A 25,543-nucleotide genomic window follows, 5' to 3' on the forward strand; every position below is an offset into this window, starting at 1 on the left:
GACACTAAGCCGGAGAGGGCGCAACAAAGAAAACATAATGATTAACTAACTCTGTTAGCCGTTCAATTAAGGGTGATTTTAACGATATTTCTGCCGCAGACAACACTTTTGCAAATTCATCTGCGCTAAATTGCTCCAACAACTCATTAGCGACAGGAAAATAGCTCATGTGCCATGGCTCAGGACTAACACCACTTAAATCAGGTTGATAGGGAAAATAAAATCCAAACTCAGCAGCATGCGAGATAAGCCATTGATGTAGATGAGCACAAGGGCCATCGGCTGTATATTCTGCAGTGATTAACTGCAGTGCTTGTTTGCTAATGTTATTCGCATCATATATATCGAAATCGGTGCCCCAATGATGCCGAGATGCGCCAGGGAGTGCAGACCATATCAAAATGGTATCAATCAGTTGTTGTGGCGTGAGTGACGTAAACTCAACTGGATTTGAGTGTTGGTCGAGTAATGGTCGCTGACCTGTGGCTTTGGCGTTCCAAATACTCAATTGACGATCAAATGGTCTATATGCAGAACATATTTGTACATCAAACCCCGCAACAGATGCCGCGCACTGCAACTGCATAAATGCAGTTGCAGTGCGTTGTTCAAGCAAAAACTGTCCGATTGAAACTAAATGTCGATCGTCTAAGCCGTATAATTTAGTTTGCTCGCTAGGGATATCAATCGAAGAAAACTGTGAGCTTATTTGCACAATAACTTTTCCAAAATGCGTTCATAGCAATTGGCTAATATCTCTAAGTCGGCCACGTTAACGCATTCATTCACTTTATGAATTGTCGCGTTGACTGGGCCTAACTCCAACACTTGTGCGCCAGTTGGTGCGATAAAGCGACCATCAGAGGTACCACCTGAAGTTTGTGGGTCGGTTTCATAACCTGTGACTTCGCGAATCGCTTCCCGTGTGGCATCAAGCAGTGGGCCGTCACCCGTTAAGAACGGTAAACCGTTAAAAATCCAGTTGATATCATAATCTAAGCCATGAGCATCAAGAATACTCACCACCCGCAGGATCAATTCTTCTGCGGTCACTTCGGTAGAGTAACGGAAGTTAAACATCACGGTTAATTCACCGGGGATAACATTCGATGCACCAGTACCGCCATTAATGTTAGCAATTTGGAAACTGGTCGGTGGGAAAAACTCATTACCATTATCCCAATGCATTTGTGCGAGTTCAGTTAGTGCTGGAACCGCTTTATGAATAGGGTTGTCGGCTAAATGTGGATAGGCAACATGGCCTTGAATTCCGTTAACAGTTAAGTTGCCAGTTAAACTTCCACGACGACCATTTTTGACGACATCACCTAATTTATGAGTTGAAGAAGGTTCGCCAACTAGCGCCCATGTCATTTTTTCATTACGAGCTTCGAGCGTATCAATAACCCGCGTGGTGCCGTTTATAAATGGACCTTCTTCGTCACTGGTAATTAAATAAGCAATAGAGCCATTGTGGTCTGGATGTTTAGCAACAAATCGTTCGGTCGCGATAATCATCGCGGCTAACGATCCTTTCATGTCTGCCGCGCCGCGACCATGTAAATAGTTATCAATAATGGTCGGTTCAAACGGAGGAGTATGCCAACGGTTAAGATCGCCAGTTGGGACTACATCGGTATGACCTGCAAAGCAGAAAACCGGATCACAGTTACCGCGTCTTGCCCACATATTGGTGGTGTCTTCAAAAACCATCGGTTCAATATTAAAGCCAACAGCGGCAAGGCGATTGGCCATTAAGGTTTGGCAACCCTCATCCAATGGTGTTACCGATGGACGTGATATCAGATCTTTTGCTAATTCAACTACATCATTATTCATTATGCGAACCACGCTTGGTATTGAGCTAGGTTAAAACCAACCAGTAATTTATCGTTGTTGACCAGAACCGGGCGCTTAATCAATGTTGGATGTTGCACCATTAATGCTATGGCTTTGTCTTGAGTGATATCCGTTTTTTCAGCATCAGTCAAACCACGAAAACTGGTGCTGCGTTTGTTAAATAAGGTTTCCCAACCGACAACATCAGCCCACTGCGTAACCATGGTTTCATTTAGACCATCTTCACGGAAGTCGTGAAACGTGTAATCAATTTTTTCGGCTTCAAGCCATTTGCGCGCTTTACGAACTGTATCGCAATTTTTTATGCCGTATAAAGTCAAAAGAATACTCCATTAATGTCGATAGGGTTGTCATGTAAGGCTTGGCTTTTTAGATAAGCCTGAAAAAGTGCCATATGTAAAAGGGATATCATTGAATGCATTTAACAACATTGTGGCATTGTGAAGCGGCTTGAACAAGCCGAAGACGGTGTTTTGAAAAGATTTCATAATATGCAACCTACGCTCACTTAAGCTGAAGGTTGCATATTATTGTGGCGCGATAGTTTACGACAATCATTGAATAGGGTTGTTAAATAGATAGAGCCAACTTGATGTTACATTTGCACCGTAAAAATAATATCTTTACCAGCAACAACGCTGCCTTGAGCCTTATCTAATTGTTTAACGTCTTCCATATTGGCCAACACTACCGGGGTCAGTAAACTGTCGACTTTGCCGCGTAAATAGGCCAGGTCGAAAGACAAAATCGGTTCACCGGCTTTAACTTGCTGACCTTCTTCGGCCAAACGTTTAAAGCCATTACCTCGCAGTTCAACGGTTCCAACCCCAAAGTGCACAAACAGTTCAAGCCCTTGTGGAGACTCAATACTAAATGCATGGTTGGTTTCAAAAATTTTACCTATGGTGCCATCTATCGGAGCAACAATAAATTCGCCCTTTGGGTCGATAGCAATGCCATCGCCAACAATTTTTTCAGCAAATACCACGTCGGGTACTTTTTCAATTGCAACAATATCACCAGATACAGGTGCATAAATGGCAATACCACCTGTTAATGGTGGTTGTCCAGAAATAAGTCGTCTAATACGGCTTAAAAATCCCATAAGAACAAGCCTCTTTTATTAATATTTTTATGCGGTTAATTGTAAACGGCTCTGCGAACTTTACCAACTTTATTCGTGCTATTGATTGTAATCAAGTGCAAAAGCGTTAATGGCTGAGCGTATATCAGTAATTCGAGTTAACAAAGCAATGTGTTGTGCATGGCGGACATATTCTGCGTAATGCCCCTTAATCAATGCCACTTTTACATCTAATAAATTAGCTGGGTTGATACTCAATTCATCAAGCCCAAGTCCGACTAATAAAGGTAAGACGCGTGGATCGCTACCAAGTTCACCACATAAAGAGACTTTAACGTTTGCCTTTTTACAGTGGTTTATGGTGATGGAAATTAACTGGATAACAGCAGGTGACAGAGGCGGATATTGTTTGGCTAAATGCGGATTAGTACGATCGGCCGCTAAAGTATACTGGGTTAAATCATTGGTGCCTATACTGACAAAATCAAGCAGTGGCAGCATGCTGGGTAGGTTCATTACTGCTGCTGGGGTTTCAACCACAATACCGTAGCTCAAAGTACCAAAACCTTTTTCTTGTTCAATTAACTCCGCTTTGGCACGTTCAATTAATAAAAACGCGGCGTCAAGTTCTTCAACCTGGCTAACCATCGGAAACATTAATCGAACTTGGCCATGGTTTGCCGCCCGAAGTATCGCTTTTACTTGGGGGATAAAGGTCTCTGGGTGCGCCAAACTATAGCGAATACCACGAATACCAAGGGCAGGGTTGTCTTCGTTACTTTGCGGCAAACAAGGGATCTCTTTATCTGCGCCAATATCAAACGTTCGAATAGTCAACACGTCGCCTTGTAAACTATGCAGAGCATCGCTATAGAGTTTATATTGTTGCTGTTCATCGGGTAGCGCTTTAGCATTCATCAATAAAAATTCGGTACGAAACAAGCCAATACCTTGTGCTCCGACTTCGGCTGTATGAGATATTTCACTCAGATTTCCCACATTGGCCAGCAAAGTGATCTTATGACCATCAAGGGTTTGACTGGGCTTATCTCTATAAATCATCAATGCTTGACGACGCAGCAATTCTTGTTGTTGTTTTTGCTTTAACTGGTCGAAAAGTTCAGGTGATGGGGCGATATGTAACTCACCTGACATACCATCTAAAATGAGCTGCGAGCCATCTGTGATGAGGTTTTCAGATTGTGAGAATTGATAATTAAGTAACGCTGGAATACCCGCTGCCCGAGCTAAAATCGCAGTATGGCTTGTTAGACCTCCAGATTCGAGAATAAGTCCGGTAATGTGGGTTAGTGGCAATATGGCAAATTCAGCAGGAGTTAAATCATCAGCGAGCAAAATCGTGTCTTCTGCGAGTGTTGATAAGTCCCATTGCAAATGGCCATGCAAAGCACTGGTCAGGCGTTTAGCCAAACAAATAATATCACCGCTACGATTGGCTAAATAAGGGTCGTCTAATGACGACATTTCTGCTGCATGTTGATTAAAAATCCGATCAACCGCGACGGCAGCGCAAACTCTAAATTGATTAATATGTTGATGTAGTTGCTGCTGTAGCTCCTCATCTTCTAGCAACATAATATCGCTATCAATGAGTTGGAAATTATCGCAATCTGGGCACAGGTGATGTTGGCAGTGTTGTAAATGAGCAATTAAGTGATTAATTGCCTGGGTTAGCTGTTGCTGTTGCTGGTCAATTTGTTCAATAGAAAGCAGTTTAAAATCGAGCGGTGGCAGTTGAGTGGTAATTGTCAGGGCTTTACCAAAAGCGATGCCTGCAGATACAACGATTCCATTGATTGACATAACGTTGTCCTATTAGCTAAGTGTAATCAGCATTGAGGCTATCTTGTCGACAGCCGCTTGACCGTGTTCACCTGACGCCAATACCGTCACCGACATGCCCTGGTAAAGGCCCAATGTTTGCAATTTAAATAAACTTTTAGCACTGGCCTGTTTTCCATTACATTCGACCATGATGTCGCAGTCGAACTCTTTTGCCTCTTTTACCAGTAATGCCGCTGGACGCGTGTGAATGCCGTGAGGAGCAACAATGGTGACAGTTTTTTGATACATAAAAAACATACTCTGTAATGAATGACAACTAAATACTCATTGGATTAAGTATCAATATTTCAATACGCTAGTGGGAAATGTTTACTAGCATTTTTTGCTAAAATACCTTGTTGAGCTCAAGTATTTAATCTGATGGACACAATATACCTTAAAGTCATAAGGGCTAAAAGTGATGTTCGACTCGAAATTGCCCGTGATGTATTAATCAAGGCTTTAAGTCAATATTGGTTGCGGTAATAATATGAAAGTTTAGAAGGTAAATCTAAAGGCTTTTTAGGTTGGAAGTTGTAAAGCCAAGTCTAAAAAGCCTTAGTTAATCAATTGTTTTAATAGCTATATTTTAAATTGCCCTAGAGTTTTGCTCATATCAACACTAATGCCTTGCAACGATTGCGCTGCCTGATTGTGAGTTTCGTTCGCTGTTAACGACTGTTCGGTGAGTTCAGAAATGGTATTGACGTTGACATTGATGTCTTCGGTAACCAATGCTTGTTCTTCAGTGGCGCTAGCAAGTTGTGCTGTCATGCCGCTAATATTATCGATGAGCGCTAAAATTTCGATAATCGCATCGCTTGATTGTACTGCTTTTGACTGTAACTGAGTAGATTGTCGTTGTGTATGAGTAATGCTGTCGATAACCGATTGAATACCCGTTTGGATCTGACTAATAATTTTATTGATTTCATTAGTCGATGACTGAGTTCTATTCGCAAGAGCTCGTACTTCATCTGCCACGACAGCAAAACCTCGACCATGTTCACCGGCTCGTGCAGCTTCAATGGCGGCATTGAGCGCAAGCAGGTTAGTTTGATCTGCAATGCTGCCAATAACATCAAGAATACTGCCAATCTCAGCGGATGAATGACTCAGTGTTAATGACACGGTTTCAGCTTGATGTAATTCGTGGACTAAACTTTGTGTTTGTTCAACGGTTTGTTGCATCAATTTTTGATTCTGTTCCGCTTGATGTTTTACATTAGCGGCCCCGTCAGCTGCATCTTGTGTATTTCGTGCCATTTCTTGGCTAGTCGACAACATCTGGTTGATAGCCGCGGCGACGCTTTGAGTTTCACTATGCACTTGATTCGCACTTTGATTCGATGACTTTACGGTGTCTAATAAATGTATGGCTTCATTATTTAAGGTATGCCCGAGCGGTTGCAAATTAGCCACCATATTGGCAATTTTAATCACAAACTGATTGAATGCATCTGCTAATTTGGCTACTTCATCATTACCTTCGGTAGACAAGCGTTGGGTCAAGTCACCTTCACCTTTGGCTATCTGTTCCATCGCATCGATAGTGACGTTGAGAGGTTGGGTAATGGAATGATTCAGCAATAAAAAGAACCCAAAAATAGGCACTGAAATAATCATCATGATAATAAAATAGTCAATAATGATACCTGTCATGCTTTCATTAACATCGTTGACGTTAGCTTGAGTGATTAAGGTCCAATCAAGGGCTGAATAATATTGCGCTACTGCTAATACTGTTTGTGGCCGATTTTGTTGATCAACAATAGCTAGTTCAGCCTGTGCGAGGTTATTTTTTTTGGCGCTGGCGAACAACTGTTGGTATGAATTGGATCCGTTGAATGTTGCTAAATTGGAGAGGGGCTTGCCGACTGAATTTTGATTTAATGGATTAACAATAATACGGTCTTGGTTATCAACAATGATAAAAGCTTGATGATCATTAACTTCAATTTTACTGGCAAATTGGCTTAATATTTCAACCGTAGCATCCGGTTTGGCCAATTTAAACGCATCTAGAGTGCTACTTAATTGGCTGACTTGCCCACTTATCTGCTTATATTTTTCTTCGATTAAATGATCGTATTGTTCTTTAATTGAAAAAGAACCGAAAACCACAGTACCTACAGCGGCTAAAGCTAACATAATGAATAAGCGCTTTAAAATGGTTAAACGCCTTAATAATCCAATCATTATCTGTCCTAATTCAAAGTATCCATACAAAGTGAAGCAATTATAATGAAAATTTCAAAAAACATAAGCTTGAAAGATTGTTTTTGTGAGCAGACAGCTGATTTTTACATTTGTGAATAAAATGTATCATTTTGGTAAAAAAATTATTGATTATCAACGGATTAGTGTACCATTAAATTCGATTGATTAATTATCATGCTAATCGATTGTTTTAATTTTGATTTTTTTTTGTTTTACCCGCAAGATTAGCTTAATTAATGGATAAGGTATCAACGTTATGAATTCATCTTCTACAGTCAAAAATGACGACATTTTACTTAAGCTTTGTCATTCAGTTTCTCATGTTCTTTCTAGCACTAGTGCGAGCCATGTTAGTCATGCTGGGATGGTTCAAAGTATTTCTCGTACCCGTTTAAAACCGGATTTGGCATGTTTCTCCATATTCGACGGCGGCTTTTCTGGCTTGGTTGTGATTAACTTTTCTGCCGCAGCAGCGATTGAGATTTACCGTCGCTATATGCTCAACATGGGTATGCCTGAAACAGAACTCGCGTTTTCACATACTTCTGATGATGTCAGTAATGTTATGGGCGAATTAATGAACCAAATTTTGGGTGACTTTATTGGTAAAATATCAAAAGAATTACAAACATCAATTAGCCAAAGCCAACCTAAAATGTTGGTTATCAATAAAGAATTAACGATTTCGGTAGACACTAACCTCGATAATGCCGTAGCCAGACGAGTATCATTTAAGACTGAAAATAATCATATCTTTTATCTCGAATTCGCCATGGATAAAACCGAGTTTATTCGTTCTGCTGATTTTGAAATGGACGAAGAGTTTGATTTAGATTCGTTAATTGAAACTCATGGTAAAGCAGCGCAAGTTAACACTGCAAAATCAAAAGATGTATTAAATGATCCCAATATTAAAGGCATTGTTGTCGATGACGCAGATGACTTGCTTAGTGAACTTGGATTATAAGTTCGCTTTATAACACCAGGTTGGTTTATCAACTTGGTGGTTTTTTATAGTGGCGATGACAATAAAAATAAAAGGTTAACCATAAAAATGGCATCTAAAGCGACTTCTATTGATATAGCTTACCGTGCAGGCGTGTCGCAATCGACTGTGTCTCGTGCGTTAAGAAACAGTCCGTTGGTAAATTTAGAAACGCGACAGCGTATCCAAGCCATTGCAAAAGAACTCAATTATAAAGTCGATAAAAATGCCAGTAACTTGCGCATGCAAAACAGCCATACGTTAGCATTGCTAATTTGTGAAGATCCAACTAATGATGAGTCGATGATCAACCCATTTTTCCTCTCTATGTTGGGTTCGATCACTCGAGCAACAGCCCGTCAAGGTTATGATTTATTGGTGTCATTTCAGCAGCTTTCAACTGATTGGCATGCAGATTATGAAGACAGCAATAAAGCCGATGGTATTATTTTATTAGGCTATGGCGATTATATGGATTATGCCCATAAGCTTGATAAGCTTATCGAAAAAAATACTCATTTTGTTATCTGGGGAGCTGAGCATAACAATAAAGCGGTGTTGTCTATTGGTTGCGATAATCATCAAGGTGGTTTTGTTGCCACGGAACATTTGCTTGGGTTAGGGCATAAACACATTGCTTTTTTAGGTGACTCGTCAAGTCGCAGCCCTGAATTTCGCGACAGATATTTAGGTCATGTTGATGCTTTACAATCTACCGGTATCGAAGCCGACACACAGTTACAGCATGACGCTATTAATACTGAAGCCTCTGGCTATCTTGCCGCCAACGTATTATTAGATAGCGGCGTGACATTTGATGCTATTTTTACTGCGAGTGATCTTATTGCGATAGGGGCGATTCGTGCATTGAAAAAACGCGGAGTTTTAGTTCCGGAGCAAGTTGCTGTAGTGGGATACGATGATATTCCTGTGGCCAGCTTTGCCAATCCGGCGTTAACAACCATAAAGCAAGATACTCAGTTCGCAGGTGAAATACTTGTCGAAAGTGTGTTGAAGTTAATCCGTGGTCAAGAAGTTAGCCAGCGATTAATCAAGACCCATTTAGTGGTACGTAGTTCATGTGGTGCAAATGTAGAAGATAATTAACTCACAGGCATCAAGCCATGAAGTGCATCTAACATTTTATGTAGACCCTTTTTTATTTTGTTTGCAGAGTCTTGGCGAGCTAAAACACTGAGTTAATATTATTTATTTCCAGTGACCGTCCTATGCAGATACTATTAAACGCTATCATACTTGTGCGTCGATCTTGCTAGTTAAATTTTTAAAGGATAATTTTTTTATGGCAGGTGCCAGTTTATTAACTCTATTAGATGATATTGCGACTATTTTGGATGATGTAGCGGCCATGAGTAAAGTGGCTGCACGCAAAACAGCGGGCGTTCTGGGTGATGATTTAGCCTTAAATGCACAACAAGTGTCGGGTGTTGCGTCTGAGCGTGAACTGCCTGTGGTATTTGCGGTGGCGATGGGATCATTTAAAAATAAAGTGATTTTAGTGCCGATGGCCATGCTGATCAGCGCATTTATTCCATGGGCTATAACGCCTTTATTAATGTTTGGTGGTTTGTTTTTGTGTTATGAGGGCTTTGAAAAAGTCTATCATTCACTAACACATAAGCGTGCTCCTGTGATTGATGACGATGCGGTAGTCGCCAAAGCAAAAGCGGATATCGAAGATTTAGCCGCATTCGAAAAAGAAAAAATAAAAGGGGCTATTCGTACCGATTTTGTTTTATCGGCTGAGATCATCGCTATTAGTTTAGGTGTGGCTGCACACATGGATCTAATGGGGCAATTTTTAACCTTATGTGTGATTGCCATTGTGATTACGGTAGGGGTATATGGTTTAGTAGCAGGGATTGTTAAAATCGATGATCTTGGTTTGTATCTTGCTCAGCGTAAGCCAAGTGGAATAGGGCATAAATTGGGTTTAGGATTAGTATCTGCTGCCCCTTACTTAATGAAGGTCCTGACATTTGTCGGCACTATTGCCATGTTTATGGTCGGTGGCGGTATTTTAACTCACGGAATTCATGTGGTGTCTGAATGGATTGTGCATGCAGAAACGCTGGTAAGCCAAGTGAGTGTTGTTGGTGACGTTTTAGGGTTATTAACCCCAAGCGTGTTGAATGCACTATTTGGTGTTGTTGCTGGTGGTTTGGCTGTATTAGTGATGAATGGTGTGACCAAGTTACTGCCTGCAAAAGATTAGTTAATCCAAGTATTTGTTGTGGTAAGCAGTGATGGGTAACAACATACAAAAAAAAGCATAGTCCATGACTATGCTTTTTTCGTGGTATTGACGATAACGACGATGTTAATCAGTCTCTTAGAACTAAACCGCTAAATTATCCGGACTGTCTGGATTTGGTACTGTTTTTGGATTTGGCCCATATTCGTTGTCATCTTTACTGTTAAAACACATCACAACCAGTAAAATTAATATGCCAAGTAATGGAATAAATATCAATAATAACCACCAACCAGAATGGTCTGTGTCGTGTAAACGACGGACACTCACTGCGATACTTGGGATCATGATGGCGAGTGAATAAATTGAGCTTAATACCCCTGCACCGTAGACGTCGCTGTAAAAACCGACACCCATGTCTAATAGCGTCAGTACGATACTGATCACCGCACTGATTAATCCAAACATCCAGTATTCTTTACGACGTGCACGGCCGCTAAAATCAAAATACTGCTTCAATACTTTTACATACCAATCCATTTGTTGTTCCTTAACGTTAACTTTTATTAATCCGGTGTATTTGTAACAAGATAGTGTTGAATTAACAAGGATTTTTTTCAAAATACACACAAAAAATAAAGCCGTTGTGAGTCACAACGGCTTATTGAACAAGCTAATAATAGTGCCATCAATACACTGTGATTAATACAGTGCTATTTAGCGAGTGTTTGTTGTACAACAGGGTAAAAGTCCCATACTTTTTCATCGGTCATCGAACGCACCAATTTAACGTATTCAGCATGAGTCCACGCTAGCGGTGTTGCTGAATTGGTACCTTGGCCCATTTTGTAATTATAACGAGTCGCGTTGCCTACGCCGTCCCAAGATTGCTCTGGCAACATTAACCCTTGGTTAGCAAAGGTTTCCATGCCTTGAACATAGGTATTGATTAAAACTTTCTTCGTGTCTGGGGTTAACGTGTCGTTCGCTTTTGCTAAGGCTAATTCATAATGACCGCGTTCACCGGTAAAGAAGGGCCATACTCGGCCTCGTTGATTTTCGGTGTCGCCTTTTTCAGCGTAGCTAAGGCCTGTGACGGTATCTTCACCGTAACCATCGTTACCATAGCGGCGGTATCCTGGTACTTTACTGCCATCTTTGGCGGTAAATTGGTATTTAACTCGTAAGTTATCTTCAAGATTTTGGTTGTCTATTAGCATGACGCTGTTTTTAATAACAGGGTCTTTAGCGTTAACCACACCATAACGGACTAATTCTAAAAATCCACCGTCGAGGATCAAGCGCTGATCTAAACCAGGTTTACCATTGTTATCAATGAGCTTATCGGTGTTATTAGGGTTACCATTTGGGCTAATGCGCACATAATAAGGTGCCGCTTTACCTTTGGAATCTGTTTGACCTAATAAGCCTGTGGTGGTGACCATCGTTGTTTCGAGCTGACGTTGTAGCTTACGTGCTAAATCGGCATACTCAGGTGCTTGTTCATCTTTCGCTAGCGATCCAATATCACTGGCAGCCACTAAACCGGCAATTACGGCTGCAGTTGTGGATGGAGAGAATCCTGCTTGCTCTTCCCAGCGTTCTTGTTGAGTACTTGGAGGAGTAATTTTAGTGTCATTCCAATCCAGTTTTACTTTGCCGCCTTTAACTAAAAAGTTAGCGGCTGGTTTAAGCATGTCGTTATACCATTGGGTTATTTCTGCATCGTTAAGTACACCTGCTTGCCACAGTTTCCAGCCGAGCATGATTGGCATGGCAGTTTGATCGAGCTGCACGCCAACCCATTCAATTTCACCATCGACATGAGTTTTTTGTAAAAACCATCCAGGAGTACCTGCAAAACCAGGTGTTTGTTGTTGAACTTGAACCTGCTTTAAATATTCAAAAGCCACTTTGGGTGTTTGAGTATCGCCCATGGCTAAAAATGCCATTGCACATTGGTAAAAATCACGTGGCCATACCGCTTTATAGCCTGTGCTGCCTACTTTTGCTGAAACCGTGTCGCCCCAAGGATTTGAAAGTGATGCGATTAACGCACCAGCATGGGTTTTATCTTCTTGAGCTTTTAACACTAAGGCGCTGGCATAGAGTAATTTACCGTTATCTGTAGTGTTGCTGCTCATGTCATTTAATGGCTTCAGCGAGGCTAAGTAATCTTTCCAGCCAAGATGTTTATCGTCGCCTAAATACGCTTGTTTAACGGCGTCATAACCCGCATCTAATGTCGCTTGAGTGTTGGCTAAGCTGCTTGCTTTGTCTTGACCAAAACCAATAACCAAATTAAAGCTTAGGCTGTCATTAACATTGGTAAGGGTGGGGTATTGTGCCGTTAGGGCGACGTTACCGCCTTGATTGGTGTCGCTAGTGGTTTGGTAATGATAATCAAGTTTACCGTTATCTTGTAAATCGACAATACCATCTGATGTGCCGACGAACCCAGCGCTAGCGGCGACAAAATCGACATCTGTTTTAACCGTCATTACCGTTGAGTTAGTGTCACTTGCGTAAGCCACTAGCGATTGGCCTTCAACACTAGCAATGTCATTGGCACCACTGTTATCAATGTGCGGATTGACATAAAGGTGTGGTGTAATGCCAGCCTCAAAAGCAGTAAAGGTGACTTTCATCATCAAGCTACTTCTATCGGGATCGGTAAATATATGTTTTTCTATTTGGTATTTACCTTCAACATCTTTATTGATGACTTTATAAGCCAGCGATAATGGCCGCCCCATATCATCGGTATCTAAATACTCAATAGTGCTGATAGTATTGTCTTTTTCAGTATCGACAAAGCCTTTGCCAGAGATAATAAATTGCAGTTCTTTAAGCTGGGCATTGTGAATAAGGCCAAACATGGTTTCGGTTAATACGCCTTGAGCAATCGAAAACCATACTTTACTGACCGGGTTTGCCGCTGTGTCTTGATAATTGCCGTTAACATAGGGCTCGTAAGATGTGCCTATGCCCGTTTTTCCTGAGAATGCCCAAGTAGGTTCTGTGCCTGGCGCACCGGGGGCGACGTTAACAACTTGAGCTGAAGTGTTAACTTGAGTATCTGCTGGTGAGCACGCACTTAAGGCTAGAGCCATCATGCTGGTCGTAACAGCTTTCGCTATGATGCTGCGATGCGTGAGTAAATGTGGTTTTAACATGGAATTCCCCAAAATAATAATCTCAATCTAGTTACCAGTGACAAAGACTGGTAATACTTATTGTGTTTGCTTGTCTTGATCGACAAATAGCACCGCAATGCCCGACAACATCATAAATATCCCGCCAAGTACTAACGCGTAAATAGGTTGGCCATCAAAAAATACCTTAAGCAATAAGCCAAGAATACTGGCCGCTAACAGTTGTGGGATCACAATGAAGAAGTTAAAAATCCCCATGTAAACGCCCATTTTCTTCGGGGGTAATACACCAGACAACATGGCGTAAGGCACTGATAGAATAGATGCCCAGGCAAAACCAACCCCAATCATCGGTATCCATAACAGGTTAGGGTTTTCAATAAACATAAAGCTAATGAGGCCCGCACCGCCAATAAACATGTTGATGGTATGGGTGAGTTTAATGCCGACTGCTTTAGCCAGAAACGGAATAATAATCGCAGCAATTGCAGCAAAGCCGTTATACGACGCGAACAACATACCGACCCAATCAGCACCGTCATTGTAGGCTTGTGATACCACATCAGTGGTGCCGTAATGGAACGAGGTAACGGCCGCTGTGGTGTAAATCCACATTGCAAAAAGGGCAAACCAAGCAAAAAACTGCACCAGTGCTAGCTGACGCATGGCTTTGGGCATATGAAACAAATCATCGACAACATTAAACGTCATGCCTAATCCGTCGCGCGTTACTGACGATTCAGTGTTGTTGTTTGACAGTTTGGCTAACTTACGCGAACAGTAAAGTTGCAGTGGGCCGAAGGTAAAAATACCCAAACTTAAAATATAAAGTTGCTTATCTAGATCCAGGCTAACAATTGCGAGAGTGAAAATGGCGCCAATCGCAATCCATATAATCGCACCATTTTGATATTGTTTGGCTGTACGCGTATTGACGTTAGTGTCTTGTGCGTCAGTGGTGTCTTGTTGATGAAATTCAGCTAATTGCTCTGGAGAGTATTCTTTGGTTGAAATAATGGTCCAACCTACGGCCAACATTAGTACCGCGCCACCAAAGTAAAATGCATAGCGTACAGAGTCGGCAATTTCGCCCGCTGGGGCGGTATTTTCCACATCAAAGACATTGGTTAAAATATATGGCAAGGCAGATGCCACCACCGCGCCAATACCAATGAAAAAGCTCTGCATTGCATAGCCTTGGGTCCGTTGGTTTTTGGGTAGATTATCGCCGACAAAAGCACGAAACGGTTCCATGGCGATATTGATTGAGGCATCCATAATCCACAACATACCCGCTGCAATCCATAAAGTAGGCGAGTGCGGCATGATAAAGAGTGACAATGTGGTTAATACTGCACCAATTAAAAAATAGGGGCGACGACGGCCAAGGCTATTCCAAGTATTGTCACTTAAGTAACCAATAATAGGTTGTACGATGAGGCCCGTGAGCGGTGCGGCAATCCATAAAATGGGAATATCATCAATAGATGCACCTAAGGTTTGAAAGATACGGCTGACATTGGCATTTTGCAGTGCGAAACCAAATTGGATCCCCAAAAAGCCAAAACACATATTGAAAATTTGCCAAAAATTAAGCTGCGGTTGTTGGGTGACGTTTTTATGATTATTGCCAGACATGTGACATCCTTTTTGGTAAGTCATTGTGCTTACTTCTTGTAATTTTACTTCTTATGGCGAATTCGTAGATAACCATTGAGATGGCTACGTTACATATTAATAGTTAAAAAAATGGCGAATACGCATCTCCCTAAGACGGGTATTCGCCAAGACCTACGCTTTATCCATTAGCGACTTTCGTCAAATAATCAATGGATAAAATAAATGAAGGTACTCTAAAGCTGATGGTCTCCATGGTCGAAGACACACCAGAAACGACCTAACCATTCCATCCTGAAATTAGAAACGAAACAGCATGTTTTATAGTATCCTCGAGCTTGTTCTTGGTACAACTGACTACATACGTATTCATGCTTTGTTAGTAACCTAATGCGAACACTTATGTAACATTCCAGTGTTACAAGGCTTTAAAACGAATCGCGGTACCCCCACTGGCTGCTAAGTTCAGTGTCATCGCGTCATTTGCAGTAACGATTTTGGTTTCAATCACGTAATCATATGGATTAGTTAACCAATCAGCTTTATCACCGTCACGATAAATTTCGGCTTGGTAGCGTTTCCCCAGGGTGAGGAAGTCTAATTTTAATGTCAATTTTCGTGAATCTTCATCTGTTAATGCGCCTAGATACCAGTCTTCAGCACCGCGCTGTTTTCTTGCAAAGGCAACATAGTCACCAATTTCACCCGCAAGGGCAATACTGTCGCTCCAATCTGTCGGTACATCTTGAATAAACTGGAAAGCATCGAGACGTTGCACATAGTTGCGCGGTAAGTCTGCAGCCATTTGAATAGGGCTGTACAACACAACATATAAGGCTAATTGCTTAGTAAGTGTGGTTTTTACGCGGTTTACCGCATCTAGACCTTCAGGCGCTAAATTAAAAATCCCAGGGGTGAAGTCCATCGGCCCAGCTAGCATACGCGTATAAGGTAGAATTGCCGTATGTTCTGGAGTATTCGGTGGGCTTCCCCATGCATTATACTCTTGGCCTCGAGCACCTTCGCGTGCTATCCAATTTGGGTAAGTACGACGTAAACCGGTATCTTTAATCGGCTCATGGGTATTAATGCTAATACCCCGTTTTGCGGCTTCGGTAACGCTATGTAGATATTCGTTAACCATAAATTGGCCGTCGTGCCATTCATGGCGCACAATACCATTTTCATCAACGCGCTTAATGTCTCCACCGTCTGCTACGTAACCGGTTTTAACTTGAGTCACGCCATGTTTTTGATATAAATCATAAGCATCACTCATTTGATTTCGGTAATTAGTGACTGAACCAGAGGTTTCATGATGGCCAATTAAACGGACATTTTTACTGTGTCCATATTGAGTTATCTCATTGATGTCAAAATCAGGATAAGCTTTAGTAAAGCTAAACACGTCGCCGTTATCGAACCAACTACCATCCCAGCCTTCATTCCAACCTTCAACCAATACCCCATCAAACCCATATTGGGCGGCAAAGTCCATATAACGCTTAGTTTCGCTGGTGGTTGCACCATGCTTAGGGCCGCTTCCCCAGGTGTTTTCATTTAGGTGCATTCCCCACCAAATCCCAACGTATTTACCCGGTTGCACCCAAGATACATCACCTAATTTATTCGGTTCATTAAGATTAAGGATCAGGTCTGAGTTAAGTAAACCTGGGGCATCTTTAGCAATTTGAATCGTACGCCAAGGTGTTGAAAAGCCAGGTTGAGTCTTCACTCGAATACCGTCCGACCAAGGCGTTAAATCAGCACGTAAAATACCGTCACGCCCTTGATTAAGCACCATTGCGGCATAATCGGTGAGGGCGGCTTCATGGATGCTTAAATGCACGCCATCAGCAGTTCTAAAAGTCATAGGTGTGTGGGCTCGGTCGATTTTATCAAGTGAGGTTGTACGGTATAAATATTCGTATCGGTTCCAGCCGCGCCCGGGGATCCACCATGCGGTTGTGTGTTGTGGGTCTGGGATGGCAAATTCAGTTAATTCATCGGTAATATCAAGTTTTGGCGTGTTAGCCAGTCCGGTTTGTTTTGGCACCAGGTAACGAAAACCAATACCGTCATTAAACGCTTTAAATTCGATATCGAAGTCAATTTTGCCGTTACTCAGGGTGGCGACCACGCGGTTGTAATGATCGCGAATATTTTCACGCTCCCCCCAAGGTTGCTGCCATGTTTGGTCTACGCTGCTGTTAGTCACATGTTTAATGTTGAAATCAGTACCTAATTCACCTAACTGTTGAAATACCAACCCTAATTTACTTGGATTAATAACAATATTGTCATTAAATTTTACTTGGTATTCTGGACGGCCATTATCATCAGTCAAACTGATATTGATATGTTTGTCTGGGGATTCGACGTTGACAGTTTTAGCTTGAGCGAGACTGGGAATGGTGGCTAGCGCGATAGCACAAGCTACTGCGATAACATTAAGTGCAAAGTGTGACTGTGTGGATAGCGGATTTGCACCGTTAAATAAAACGCGCGCCATAGTATGTCCTTGTTGATTATTATTTTATCTTTAGAACAAGTAATATAAGGCGTTTTTCGTTTATACAGCAAAGATTTGCATACGTATTCAGTGTGCCAAGCAAGTGCTTGAAGTTAATTTACGCAACAATATTGTTACCTCATGAACAATGATTGCTCAGTGTTGATTAATCGGCTCACACATTGATTCGTCAACACTTTATCCTTTATTCAATCGTACTGATTTACAATCTCATGTCTAATTCATTGTGGATCAGCACCACGCATTGCGATGCAAACAGCATTTTAGGGCCTAAGTTAATGTGTTGAGTACCCAAGCGTTTAAGGCTATTAAAGCTCTTCTTAGGCATAGGGATGTGATCGGTGAGTAAAAAACACGGGTTAGCTGCAAACTCTATATCACGTACTGGTGTACCTTTTTTCTCTAACATATACAGTTGATAATCTTCAGCTAATTCCTGTATCAATTTTTCGAAACTCACGGTGCGTACCGTAATTCCTGCTTCAACTTCACGTAATTGTTCTTTCGCCATGCCTTTAGATGCCGTTAAGGCTTTAGCTATTTTATTGGTTAAGTTTTGTTCGTGAAAGCCACCGATATGACCTAATTCGTTTGAACGAAAGCAAATTGTGCGAGAAAAGTCTTGGGTACTTTCTAGCACTAAATACACCACAACATCGTCACGATGAGATTGGGCGACAAAAATGGTATTCATTAAGGTGTGAGCTAAAATTTCAGTGTGAGCTTCATGACCAATAGCGGCTAGAAATTGTTGACTATCAACTGGAGCAGCTCTGGCTCGAACGACAAAAGCGCGCATAGTAAATCCTAATGAGGAAAGATTGGAGTGTAAATGTGATAACTGAAATAGAAAATCTATCAGCTATTGCGCATTGTAATCAGGCTATTATCTCAGTTTTAGTGGTGGCTGTAACGCGATTAATTTTTAGCGTTAAGCGTGCAATATTGTAATGTTTTAAAGTGAGTTATCGTTAGTTAAAATTAAGGTGAAGGAGATAGTGGTTAAATGTTGTGGTTCCAAAATTAAAGCTAACGGTAGGATAACTGTAAATACTAGGTAATGTGTTTCCTGAATATCGCTTTTTATCAAAGGAGAGACGCAAAAGTGAAACTCTTTACATCATTACAAAATTAAAAAAGCCACTGTTATTTCATCAGTGGCTTTTTGTTATTCTGAGTGAAGACTTCAGCTGTTAAGGCTTATTTGATCGGTGACAGTAGCGCTGGGTTAGTGACTAGGTTTCTCACACCATGAGCGTGATCTTCCTTGAAGACGTTACCCTCACACCACTTGCCTACAGTGTTAATATTCACTTTAGCTACTTTAGGACGGACACTCCAAGAGACTTGGAATGGTGAGCCTATTTCATTATAACCAGGGCCTGTTGTTGAGCCATTATACTGAATTGCATCACCGGTATTATTTGGAATATTAACCGCTTGATGAAAACCTTGTTTTATTTCTGATGCAGTTAGTGCTGTAAAATCTAACGCTTTATTGTCATTGACCAACACAAACACTTGAGTTTCAACTCGTAGTTGCGGGTTGTTTATCGCATCATTTAAACAAGCACCTAATGTTGGACCAGGTACGACTTGTGCGCTTGAATGTACATAATGCACTTCAATGGTATCTCCAGCCTTTAAAGCACCATGTTCACTTGGGCAAATAGCATTTTTAGTTGGCGTTAATTCCGCTTTATTTAGTTTACCTGAATACTTAAAACCTGATTGGAAACCTTTACCATCGCCATTACCTGCATAAGTGGTGAACTCTCCACCTGAGTGTTCAGCATTTTTATGAAAATGAATATTACATAAATTCATTTTAGTGAAAGAAGGGGCTTGAGAAAATTGTATTGGATTAGTACCGACAAGTGAGTTTACATCTCGAGGTGACTGAGGTCCAAAACCCTCACCTTTAGTGCTAGTGGCAAGATTTGCTCTTTGTTCTGCGACCACGCTATCAGCGACGGTAGCATGATGTTCTGAGAGATTGTCTTTAGCTATGGCGTTGGTTGACAGCGATAAAGTTGCGATTGTTAGTAATAGTTTTTTGTTCATTTTTATGACCTATAACCTTGTAGTTAGTATATTTGAAACATAATCTTAGTATGTTAACAGTTTGTTATCCAGTATTGCTCCGTGTCGATAAGCCATAAAAGCAGCAAATATTATCAAGATTGAATGGGCGTTAGCCTGTAGTCAATATTTTGTAACTATTTGCTTGCGTGTTTAGCTGATCATCCCAAGAATTGAACACAACAGCCTTCAATTACCCCAATTTGAGTGCTGAAGGGTATTAACTAAAAATAACGTATTTTCCTTTTATGACAATAGGTTATAGGTTATAGGTTTTGTTAGTGGCGGGTTGGTTATATATCTAAAGATGTAATAGCGTTATCTTCATGTTTATAAGTTGGTTTCTTCTAAATCCAAACAGCCAGTACCAACAAAAGTATGATCATGCCAGAAAGTGAAAAAAGGATAACTGTTTCAAATCCAAATTGTTTCCATAATTGACCAACAATAATAGCTCCGAGCGAGCTAGTTAATGCAATACCACCATAGAAGATGCCATAAACGAAAGCTTTGCTAATAGCATATTGAGATATGTAGGCTCTGATTGCGTTAAGTGACATAACCGTAAACATTCCCAATAAAATAAAACACAACCATAAATATTCTTGCCATAAGGCTAGGAGAGATAGGGTGCCGAATACAAAGGCAATTAACAGCATTTTATGGTTGCCAATTTTGTCCGTTATTACACCACTATAATAACTGAATAAGGTTTGGCTTAGCGTCAGGATAATGATAAATAGAGGAATAATTGAAAAAGAATAACCCGCTTGTTTAACTTTAATGATCAGAAACTGATTACTCAAGATAAAAAATAGTGAAGTAAAGTAAATGATAATCAAAGGCAATAAGCGCATGTCTTGTTGGTTGATTACCGCTTTGCGTTTTTCATTTTTGGCTTGAATTGAAGTAGGAATATCTTTAACCAAAAATAACGCGATGGCGCTAGCAATGAGACCAGGGATCAACGTGGCGGCGAATATTAGCCGAATGCTGTCTTTATCCAGTGTAAACCACGTGAGGATGAGGAAAATACAGATAGCGCCGCCAAGCTCACCAGCTATATCCATTGTTTTGTGAAAGCCAAAGGTTTTGCCAGAGTAATTCGTTTCACTGTAGGCGCTGATTAATGCATCTTTGGGGGCGCTGCGGACAGCTTTGCCCGCACGTTCCACGCCACGGATTATTGCTACTCCTATGTAACCCTGCGTCAATGCCAACATTGGCTTGGTAAGTGCGGAGATTAAATAACCGCTTACGACCAAAGGTTTGACTAGCGTAAAACGGTCACTTAGGTAACCAAACAATATTCTGAAAAAATAAGAGATAAAGCTTGCCGCTGCGATAATAATGCCCAGTTTGTCGACGCCTTCGTTGAGGATATAAACAACATATAAAGGCACTAGAGTTGTGACCATAGACGAAGCGAAATCAGTAAAAAAACTGACCCACCCGAGATAAATGATGTTGTTGTTCATATGCCGCATAGTGTTAAATTATCAACCTCGTGATGTGTCCGATAAGTCTTTATACCTAGCTTGACCTTTAAGTCATCAAAGAAACAATAAATCACTTGCGATCAAGATTCCTTGAATCGATAAACTAATCGTTAATTACGTTAGATTGTTATCAATTTTAAGTCGCGCTGTAGGCCGTTTTTTTGATTCAATTATAGCGCTATGTATAGGCTTGAAATACAGATAAACAAAAAATGAAAAACTGTAATCGATGAGTACGAAAAATAAACGAAATTGAATAGTGAAATGATGTCATTGATCAATAATCAGCATAAAAAAAGGTTTTAAGATGAAGTTAATGAGCAGTATGTTTTAACATCATTCTGGATGTGAACTATCCATAAATAGAAGGAAAATTCCATGTTGCAATTTATACCTGTATTCGATGGCAATACCATTGCTGTGCGAGCTTCTGGAAAACTAACTCTTGAGGATTTCCAGCAATTCTTTCCCCAACTTGAAACGCAAATTAAACGATTAGGTAAAATCTCATTACTTTTTGAGTTTGATAATTTTTCCGGCTGGGATTTAGATGCCGCAATAGATGATATTAAGTTTGGTATGAAACACCTTAGTGATTTTGAGCGCATTGCGATGGTTGGCGATAAGTCTTGGGAACATTGGATGGCGTTAATCGCGAAGCCTTTTTTGATATCTAGTGAAGTGCGTTATTTTAACCGAGAAAATCTGCAACAAGCATGGGACTGGTTACGTGAAAAGCAAGAGTTTGAAAAAGCGGTAGAACAATTGCAACCCTATCAAAACATTGTGGTTGCGGTGGATTTCTCCCTGTATTCAAAGCATGCATGCAAACGCGCAATAGAATTAGCTAACTACTATCAAGCTTCATTAACATTACTCAATGTTGTTCCAGAAGTACTCGCTTATACACTCTATGGCGATCCAGTGGGCTACAACGTTGTTGATCTAGACATCATCAAAGATCAAAACAAAAAAAATATTGATGCAGCTCAGTTTCAGATGAAAGCTTTTGTGAATGATTTGGATACAAATTTTCCCATTGAGACCAAAGTGATTTGCGGTGAGATAAATTATGGCGTTGTGTCTTTTTTGGAAGCACAACATATTGATTTAGCCATTTTTGGGGCAAAAAAGAAAAAAGGCATAAACAAGTTATTAGGCTCAGTGCCGCATTACGTTCAAAATCATAGTCGTTGTGAAATATTAATCGTTCCGGTTCAAGGTCCTGTGTTCTAACTTATTATGGCTAAGGTATATTTATATGTCCGATATACAAAATATAGAAATTGAACGCTACCATGACCAGATCACCGAAGACGTTCGTCAAGTCGTAGAGCGATATCGCGAAATTATGGCGTGGGATGTCCCTGATAATGACACTGTGGAAGCTGATAGGCTCATATTTCAAGCCATTCATGCTGCCGTTGTTGAAATTGAAACAAGCTCAATAAAAGTTTGACGTCATGAACGTAGCCGTAAAAATAACAGCAGATGTTGCTACATTTTACAGTTACCTGACAACTGTTTTTATTGAGATTTAACCAGAAAATCTTTTTACGCTATGATTTTTTGGTTTTTATTAGCGCCTCTTATGCCGGTAAGTTGAGTGTTATCGGCATCAATTTCAATATAGGCGCCAACAATAATATTTTTCAAATCTTGTGTGTGAGATCGGTATTTATAACTAAAAAATACGTTATAAAATACAAATAAATTACACCTTTAATTGGAGATACAATGTCAGAATCAGTTCACGGCCATAAAGTGATGGAAATGATGCTAACCCATGGCTCTGCGTTAACAAAGCATGATCTTAAAACCATGATGCATACTGAGTTTGGCGCAGAGGCTCGTTATCATACTTGTTCAGCAACCGAGATGGATGCTGAGATGTTGATTGAGTTTTTAGAAGGCAAAGGCAAGTTCATCCCAAGCGAAGGTGGCATTACAACCGCTATAGAAAAAATCTGTAATCACTAGGGTTTGTTAAACTTAGCTGGTTAATTTTTTCTAAATAAAAGCATTTTAATCGAGGCGAGTGGATTATTTCTAGTAATCTAAGCAACACTCGCTTAATAAATAATTGCTCAACAAAGTGTAAAGTGCTTTCAGACGAACTATTACGAAAGCGTTTATTAGCCATATGAACTCGAATATTGGCTTTTTATATAGGTTAGCATCACCGTAAAGCTTCTGTTTTGTCACTCACTGTTTACGCTATGAACCATCAATGTGTTGAAAAAATGGCCTTGAAAGATTAGCAACCCTTAATCATTTACATCAACAAATTGTAGCTTAGACCTCGCTTTATCTAGCGAGGTCTAATGCGTTAATCTCGATTGATAGTCATGCTTTTATCATATTTAAAGCACTTACAGCAACTGGTTATTATTTATAGAGCCGTGATAATATCTCTTAAGTTGTTCTTGGATATATTATTTATTTACTCCAAGAATCACAGACTGTAAAGGGGATAGTTCAATGTTAACACTAGCACTGCCATCTTTATTCAATATGAGTTGCTGATTGAGTTGAGCGTTTTTTAGTAAATCTGTCAGTTTTGCATTTCCCAAAAGATGCCAAGCTTGTATTAGTGAGCTTGGTAACTCAAGGGTAAATTGTTTGCCCTGGACTTGACTAAAGTTACTGACAATAATCAATTGCTGAGTATTGCTAAAACGACTAAAAGCAAAGACGCTGTCGTCATAACCCACAACCTTATTTTGGCGCTGTAGACTATCTAGTTCCCTATATTCGCCAGTTAATGCTGATGCACTATGGCTTAGGGTTAACAAGGTTTGGTAATAAGCCCGTAATGTCTTTTCATCAGATGTTGACTGTCCGCCATCAAACTTGCCGTTGTTCATCCAGCGTTGATGAGCAGGCACGCCAACATAATCAAAAATACTGGTGCGAGTCGGTTGTCCAAAGCCTGCATTTTCAGCGCCTGATTCACCTACTTCTTGACCAAAATACAGTAAGGTGGGAGAGCGACTTAACGTTGCAGACACCACCATCGCTGGCAGTGCATTAAACGGATTTCGAGCAAAGTCGGCTGTGTTGATGCGTTGTTCGTCGTGGTTTTCTAAAAAATGCAGCATATGCTGATCGATGTCGCTGACTTTGGCTTGAACTGTGGCAATGGCTGCTGTACTGGCCTTACCTTGAATTATGGCTTTTAAGGTGTCATATAAATCGACTTTGTCGTATAAGTAATCCATTTTACCTAAATGAATATAATCGCGATATAAATCGGGGTTATACACCTCAGCCAGAATAAACGCATTTGGGTTGGTGTGCTTAATGTGGCTGTTGAGGTAACTCCAAAATTCAACTGGTACCATTTCAGCCATGTCGTAGCGAAAACCATCTACGCCTTTGGCTAGCCAATATTGTGCGATGTGCTCAAACTTACGCCATGAATCTGGAATATCATCGGCCGCTTGTGCTTGCCAAAAGGTTAAATGCTCGGCTGCGGTTTTATTTGCATAATCATTAGGCAGTGCAGGGAAGTCATGGCTGCCATCGGGTTTTACTCCATAGTTTATTTTAACGGTTTCGTACCAATCGTTAGCATCGGGCTTGGCTAAACGTGAGCCGTTGCCGGTCCATTTTGCCGGTGATTCGGCAAACTTTGCGTCGATGAGGGGATGTGTTTCGCCGCCTAATGGCTGATAACCATCCGATGCTTGTGGGACTTGAAAGTCTTGACCGACTACATAATAGAAATTGTTGTGTCTACTATAGGTGTTAGTTTTATCGTCGTTAGCACCAAAGTCTGGCTCGCCTTTTGGCGCTGAAATAGAATGATAATTGCGCGCGACATGATTAGGCACTATGTCGATAATCACCTGCATGCCATTGGCATGAGTACGACCGATTAAGGCTTCGAATTCTGCCAAGCGATTAGCCGGGTTGTCAGCCAGATCAGGATTGACGTTGTAGTAGTCTTTTACCGCATATGGTGAGCCCGCGCGGCCTTTTACCACATCAGGATCATCATTACTAATACCATCAGCCGTATAGTCATTGACCAACGCATGATGCGGTACGCCGGTATACCAAACGTGAGTGGTGCCTAAGGATTTAATATCTCGTAATGCCACATCGGTAAAATCACTGAATTTTCCTACGCCATTTTCGGCAATAGTTCCCCAAGCTTTATTGGTGGTATTGGTGTTGCCATACAGGCGAGTGAATACTTGATATACCACCGGTTTGCCTGTTGTAGCAGTTTGGTTTATTTGAGTAACTGATACGTTTTCGTTATCGTTTTTTACCGCAGTATCAGTTTGTTCAACGGTATTGGGTTGGCAAGCGCTTAATCCTAATCCCAGCATACTGGCTAGTACCAATGCCTTAGAGGTTGGGGAAGGTCGGTGAAGTTGGCTTGCTAACGGTTTAATGATGGTGCGCATGAGTCTCTCTTTTATTATTTTTATGGGAGT

Annotated in this window: 21 protein-coding genes; 6 read left to right on the forward strand and 15 right to left on the reverse strand. The window is 40.8% G+C overall.

All coding sequences use genetic code 11. The annotated features are described in order from the left end of the window. Window positions 1-4: 4 nt before the first annotated feature. The 7 genes from H5181_RS08575 to H5181_RS08605 form a co-directional block, all read right to left on the reverse strand. The gene (locus H5181_RS08575; RefSeq protein ID WP_182750782.1) at window positions 5-715 is read right to left on the reverse strand and encodes a M15 family metallopeptidase; all 711 of its coding nucleotides are present in this window, start codon (window positions 713-715) and stop codon (window positions 5-7) included. Continuing rightward, on the reverse strand, window positions 706-1,839 hold the full coding sequence (gene dapE, locus H5181_RS08580) for a succinyl-diaminopimelate desuccinylase (RefSeq protein ID WP_011637231.1): 1,134 nt from the start codon (window positions 1,837-1,839) through the stop codon (window positions 706-708). The genes H5181_RS08575 and dapE overlap by 10 nt, the downstream gene beginning before the upstream one ends. Next, complete coding sequence (locus H5181_RS08585; protein ID WP_011637232.1) at window positions 1,839-2,180, reverse strand: ArsC family reductase; 342 nt, start codon at window positions 2,178-2,180, stop codon at window positions 1,839-1,841. Before H5181_RS08585 ends, dapE begins: the two co-directional genes overlap by 1 nt. A gap of 275 nt (window positions 2,181-2,455) precedes the next feature. After that, the gene (gene crr, locus H5181_RS08590; RefSeq protein WP_011637233.1) at window positions 2,456-2,965 is read right to left on the reverse strand and encodes a PTS glucose transporter subunit IIA; all 510 of its coding nucleotides are present in this window, start codon (window positions 2,963-2,965) and stop codon (window positions 2,456-2,458) included. Window positions 2,966-3,043: 78 nt separating this feature from the next. Further along, complete coding sequence (gene ptsP / locus H5181_RS08595; protein ID WP_182750784.1) at window positions 3,044-4,768, reverse strand: phosphoenolpyruvate--protein phosphotransferase; 1,725 nt, start codon at window positions 4,766-4,768, stop codon at window positions 3,044-3,046. 12 nt (window positions 4,769-4,780) lie between these two features. Beyond that, a complete protein-coding gene (locus H5181_RS08600) occupies window positions 4,781-5,038 on the reverse strand; it encodes an HPr family phosphocarrier protein (protein ID WP_041413537.1) in 258 nt (85 codons plus the stop codon). A 333-nt stretch (window positions 5,039-5,371) separates the two neighbouring features. Then, complete coding sequence (locus H5181_RS08605; protein WP_059745332.1) at window positions 5,372-6,988, reverse strand: methyl-accepting chemotaxis protein; 1,617 nt, start codon at window positions 6,986-6,988, stop codon at window positions 5,372-5,374. A 277-nt stretch (window positions 6,989-7,265) separates the two neighbouring features. On the opposite strand from H5181_RS08605, the gene H5181_RS08610 reads away from it, so the two are divergent. From H5181_RS08610 to H5181_RS08620, 3 genes are all read left to right on the forward strand, one after another. Continuing rightward, the gene (locus H5181_RS08610) at window positions 7,266-7,976 is read left to right on the forward strand and encodes a DUF3334 family protein (RefSeq protein ID WP_011637237.1); all 711 of its coding nucleotides are present in this window, start codon (window positions 7,266-7,268) and stop codon (window positions 7,974-7,976) included. 87 nt (window positions 7,977-8,063) lie between these two features. After that, window positions 8,064-9,101, forward strand: coding sequence for a LacI family DNA-binding transcriptional regulator (locus H5181_RS08615; RefSeq protein ID WP_182750785.1), 1,038 nt, complete (start codon window positions 8,064-8,066; stop codon window positions 9,099-9,101). A 196-nt stretch (window positions 9,102-9,297) separates the two neighbouring features. Next, entirely contained in the window at window positions 9,298-10,230 is a 933-nt protein-coding gene (locus H5181_RS08620; protein ID WP_182750786.1) for a DUF808 domain-containing protein, read from the forward strand. 123 nt (window positions 10,231-10,353) lie between these two features. Here H5181_RS08620 and H5181_RS08625 read toward each other — a convergent pair whose 3' ends face one another. The 7 genes from H5181_RS08625 to H5181_RS08655 form a co-directional block, all read right to left on the reverse strand. After that, window positions 10,354-10,749 (reverse strand): DUF805 domain-containing protein, encoded by a 396-nt coding sequence (locus H5181_RS08625; RefSeq protein ID WP_182750787.1) that lies wholly within the window; start codon window positions 10,747-10,749, stop codon window positions 10,354-10,356. Window positions 10,750-10,922: 173 nt separating this feature from the next. Next, window positions 10,923-13,385 (reverse strand): glucan 1,4-alpha-glucosidase, encoded by a 2,463-nt coding sequence (locus H5181_RS08630; RefSeq protein WP_182750788.1) that lies wholly within the window; start codon window positions 13,383-13,385, stop codon window positions 10,923-10,925. A gap of 57 nt (window positions 13,386-13,442) precedes the next feature. Then, window positions 13,443-15,002, reverse strand: a complete 1,560-nt coding sequence (locus H5181_RS08635; protein WP_182750789.1) for an MFS transporter — start codon at window positions 15,000-15,002, stop codon at window positions 13,443-13,445. Between the two features lie 397 nt (window positions 15,003-15,399). Next, entirely contained in the window at window positions 15,400-17,493 is a 2,094-nt protein-coding gene (locus tag H5181_RS08640) for a glycoside hydrolase family 97 protein (RefSeq protein ID WP_182750790.1), read from the reverse strand. Window positions 17,494-17,716: 223 nt separating this feature from the next. Beyond that, window positions 17,717-18,313: a tRNA (pseudouridine(54)-N(1))-methyltransferase TrmY gene (gene trmY / locus H5181_RS08645; RefSeq protein WP_182750791.1), complete on the reverse strand. Its 597-nt coding sequence runs from the start codon at window positions 18,311-18,313 to the stop codon at window positions 17,717-17,719. Window positions 18,314-18,714: 401 nt separating this feature from the next. After that, window positions 18,715-19,578, reverse strand: a complete 864-nt coding sequence (locus H5181_RS08650; RefSeq protein ID WP_182750792.1) for a delta-class carbonic anhydrase — start codon at window positions 19,576-19,578, stop codon at window positions 18,715-18,717. Between the two features lie 365 nt (window positions 19,579-19,943). Beyond that, window positions 19,944-21,074: an MFS transporter gene (locus tag H5181_RS08655; RefSeq protein ID WP_259397007.1), complete on the reverse strand. Its 1,131-nt coding sequence runs from the start codon at window positions 21,072-21,074 to the stop codon at window positions 19,944-19,946. A 399-nt stretch (window positions 21,075-21,473) separates the two neighbouring features. Here H5181_RS08655 and H5181_RS08660 point away from each other — a divergent pair, with 399 nt between their 5' ends. From H5181_RS08660 to H5181_RS08670, 3 genes are all read left to right on the forward strand, one after another. After that, a complete protein-coding gene (locus H5181_RS08660) occupies window positions 21,474-22,331 on the forward strand; it encodes an STAS/SEC14 domain-containing protein (RefSeq protein ID WP_011637247.1) in 858 nt (285 codons plus the stop codon). Between the two features lie 25 nt (window positions 22,332-22,356). After that, window positions 22,357-22,554: a hypothetical protein gene (locus H5181_RS08665; RefSeq protein WP_123883475.1), complete on the forward strand. Its 198-nt coding sequence runs from the start codon at window positions 22,357-22,359 to the stop codon at window positions 22,552-22,554. A 278-nt stretch (window positions 22,555-22,832) separates the two neighbouring features. Continuing rightward, on the forward strand, window positions 22,833-23,075 hold the full coding sequence (locus H5181_RS08670; protein WP_182750794.1) for a YecH family metal-binding protein: 243 nt from the start codon (window positions 22,833-22,835) through the stop codon (window positions 23,073-23,075). 455 nt (window positions 23,076-23,530) lie between these two features. Here H5181_RS08670 and H5181_RS08675 read toward each other — a convergent pair whose 3' ends face one another. Next, on the reverse strand, window positions 23,531-25,513 hold the full coding sequence (locus H5181_RS08675) for an alpha-amylase family protein (protein ID WP_259397008.1): 1,983 nt from the start codon (window positions 25,511-25,513) through the stop codon (window positions 23,531-23,533). Window positions 25,514-25,543 lie beyond the last annotated feature (30 nt).

It is taken from the genome of Shewanella sp. SG44-2 (assembly GCF_014164215.1).
GTDB lineage: Bacteria > Pseudomonadota > Gammaproteobacteria > Enterobacterales > Shewanellaceae > Shewanella > Shewanella frigidimarina.

Coding starts and splice junctions, on each gene's coding strand:
- H5181_RS08605 (WP_059745332.1), bottom strand. CDS start 6,988: ATGATTGGATTATTAAGGCGTTTAACCATTTTAAAGCGCTTATTCATT.
- H5181_RS08670 (WP_182750794.1), top strand. CDS start 22,833: ATGTCAGAATCAGTTCACGGCCATAAAGTGATGGAAATGATGCTAACC.
- trmY (WP_182750791.1), bottom strand. CDS start 18,313: ATGCGCGCTTTTGTCGTTCGAGCCAGAGCTGCTCCAGTTGATAGTCAA.
- dapE (WP_011637231.1), bottom strand. CDS start 1,839: ATGAATAATGATGTAGTTGAATTAGCAAAAGATCTGATATCACGTCCA.
- H5181_RS08610 (WP_011637237.1), top strand. CDS start 7,266: ATGAATTCATCTTCTACAGTCAAAAATGACGACATTTTACTTAAGCTT.
- H5181_RS08630 (WP_182750788.1), bottom strand. CDS start 13,385: ATGTTAAAACCACATTTACTCACGCATCGCAGCATCATAGCGAAAGCT.
- H5181_RS08640 (WP_182750790.1), bottom strand. CDS start 17,493: ATGGCGCGCGTTTTATTTAACGGTGCAAATCCGCTATCCACACAGTCA.
- H5181_RS08600 (WP_041413537.1), bottom strand. CDS start 5,038: ATGTATCAAAAAACTGTCACCATTGTTGCTCCTCACGGCATTCACACG.
- H5181_RS08615 (WP_182750785.1), top strand. CDS start 8,064: ATGGCATCTAAAGCGACTTCTATTGATATAGCTTACCGTGCAGGCGTG.
- H5181_RS08625 (WP_182750787.1), bottom strand. CDS start 10,749: ATGGATTGGTATGTAAAAGTATTGAAGCAGTATTTTGATTTTAGCGGC.
- ptsP (WP_182750784.1), bottom strand. CDS start 4,768: ATGTCAATCAATGGAATCGTTGTATCTGCAGGCATCGCTTTTGGTAAA.
- crr (WP_011637233.1), bottom strand. CDS start 2,965: ATGGGATTTTTAAGCCGTATTAGACGACTTATTTCTGGACAACCACCA.
- H5181_RS08635 (WP_182750789.1), bottom strand. CDS start 15,002: ATGTCTGGCAATAATCATAAAAACGTCACCCAACAACCGCAGCTTAAT.
- H5181_RS08660 (WP_011637247.1), top strand. CDS start 21,474: ATGTTGCAATTTATACCTGTATTCGATGGCAATACCATTGCTGTGCGA.
- H5181_RS08650 (WP_182750792.1), bottom strand. CDS start 19,578: ATGAACAAAAAACTATTACTAACAATCGCAACTTTATCGCTGTCAACC.
- H5181_RS08675 (WP_259397008.1), bottom strand. CDS start 25,513: ATGCGCACCATCATTAAACCGTTAGCAAGCCAACTTCACCGACCTTCC.
- H5181_RS08665 (WP_123883475.1), top strand. CDS start 22,357: ATGTCCGATATACAAAATATAGAAATTGAACGCTACCATGACCAGATC.
- H5181_RS08620 (WP_182750786.1), top strand. CDS start 9,298: ATGGCAGGTGCCAGTTTATTAACTCTATTAGATGATATTGCGACTATT.
- H5181_RS08655 (WP_259397007.1), bottom strand. CDS start 21,074: ATGAACAACAACATCATTTATCTCGGGTGGGTCAGTTTTTTTACTGAT.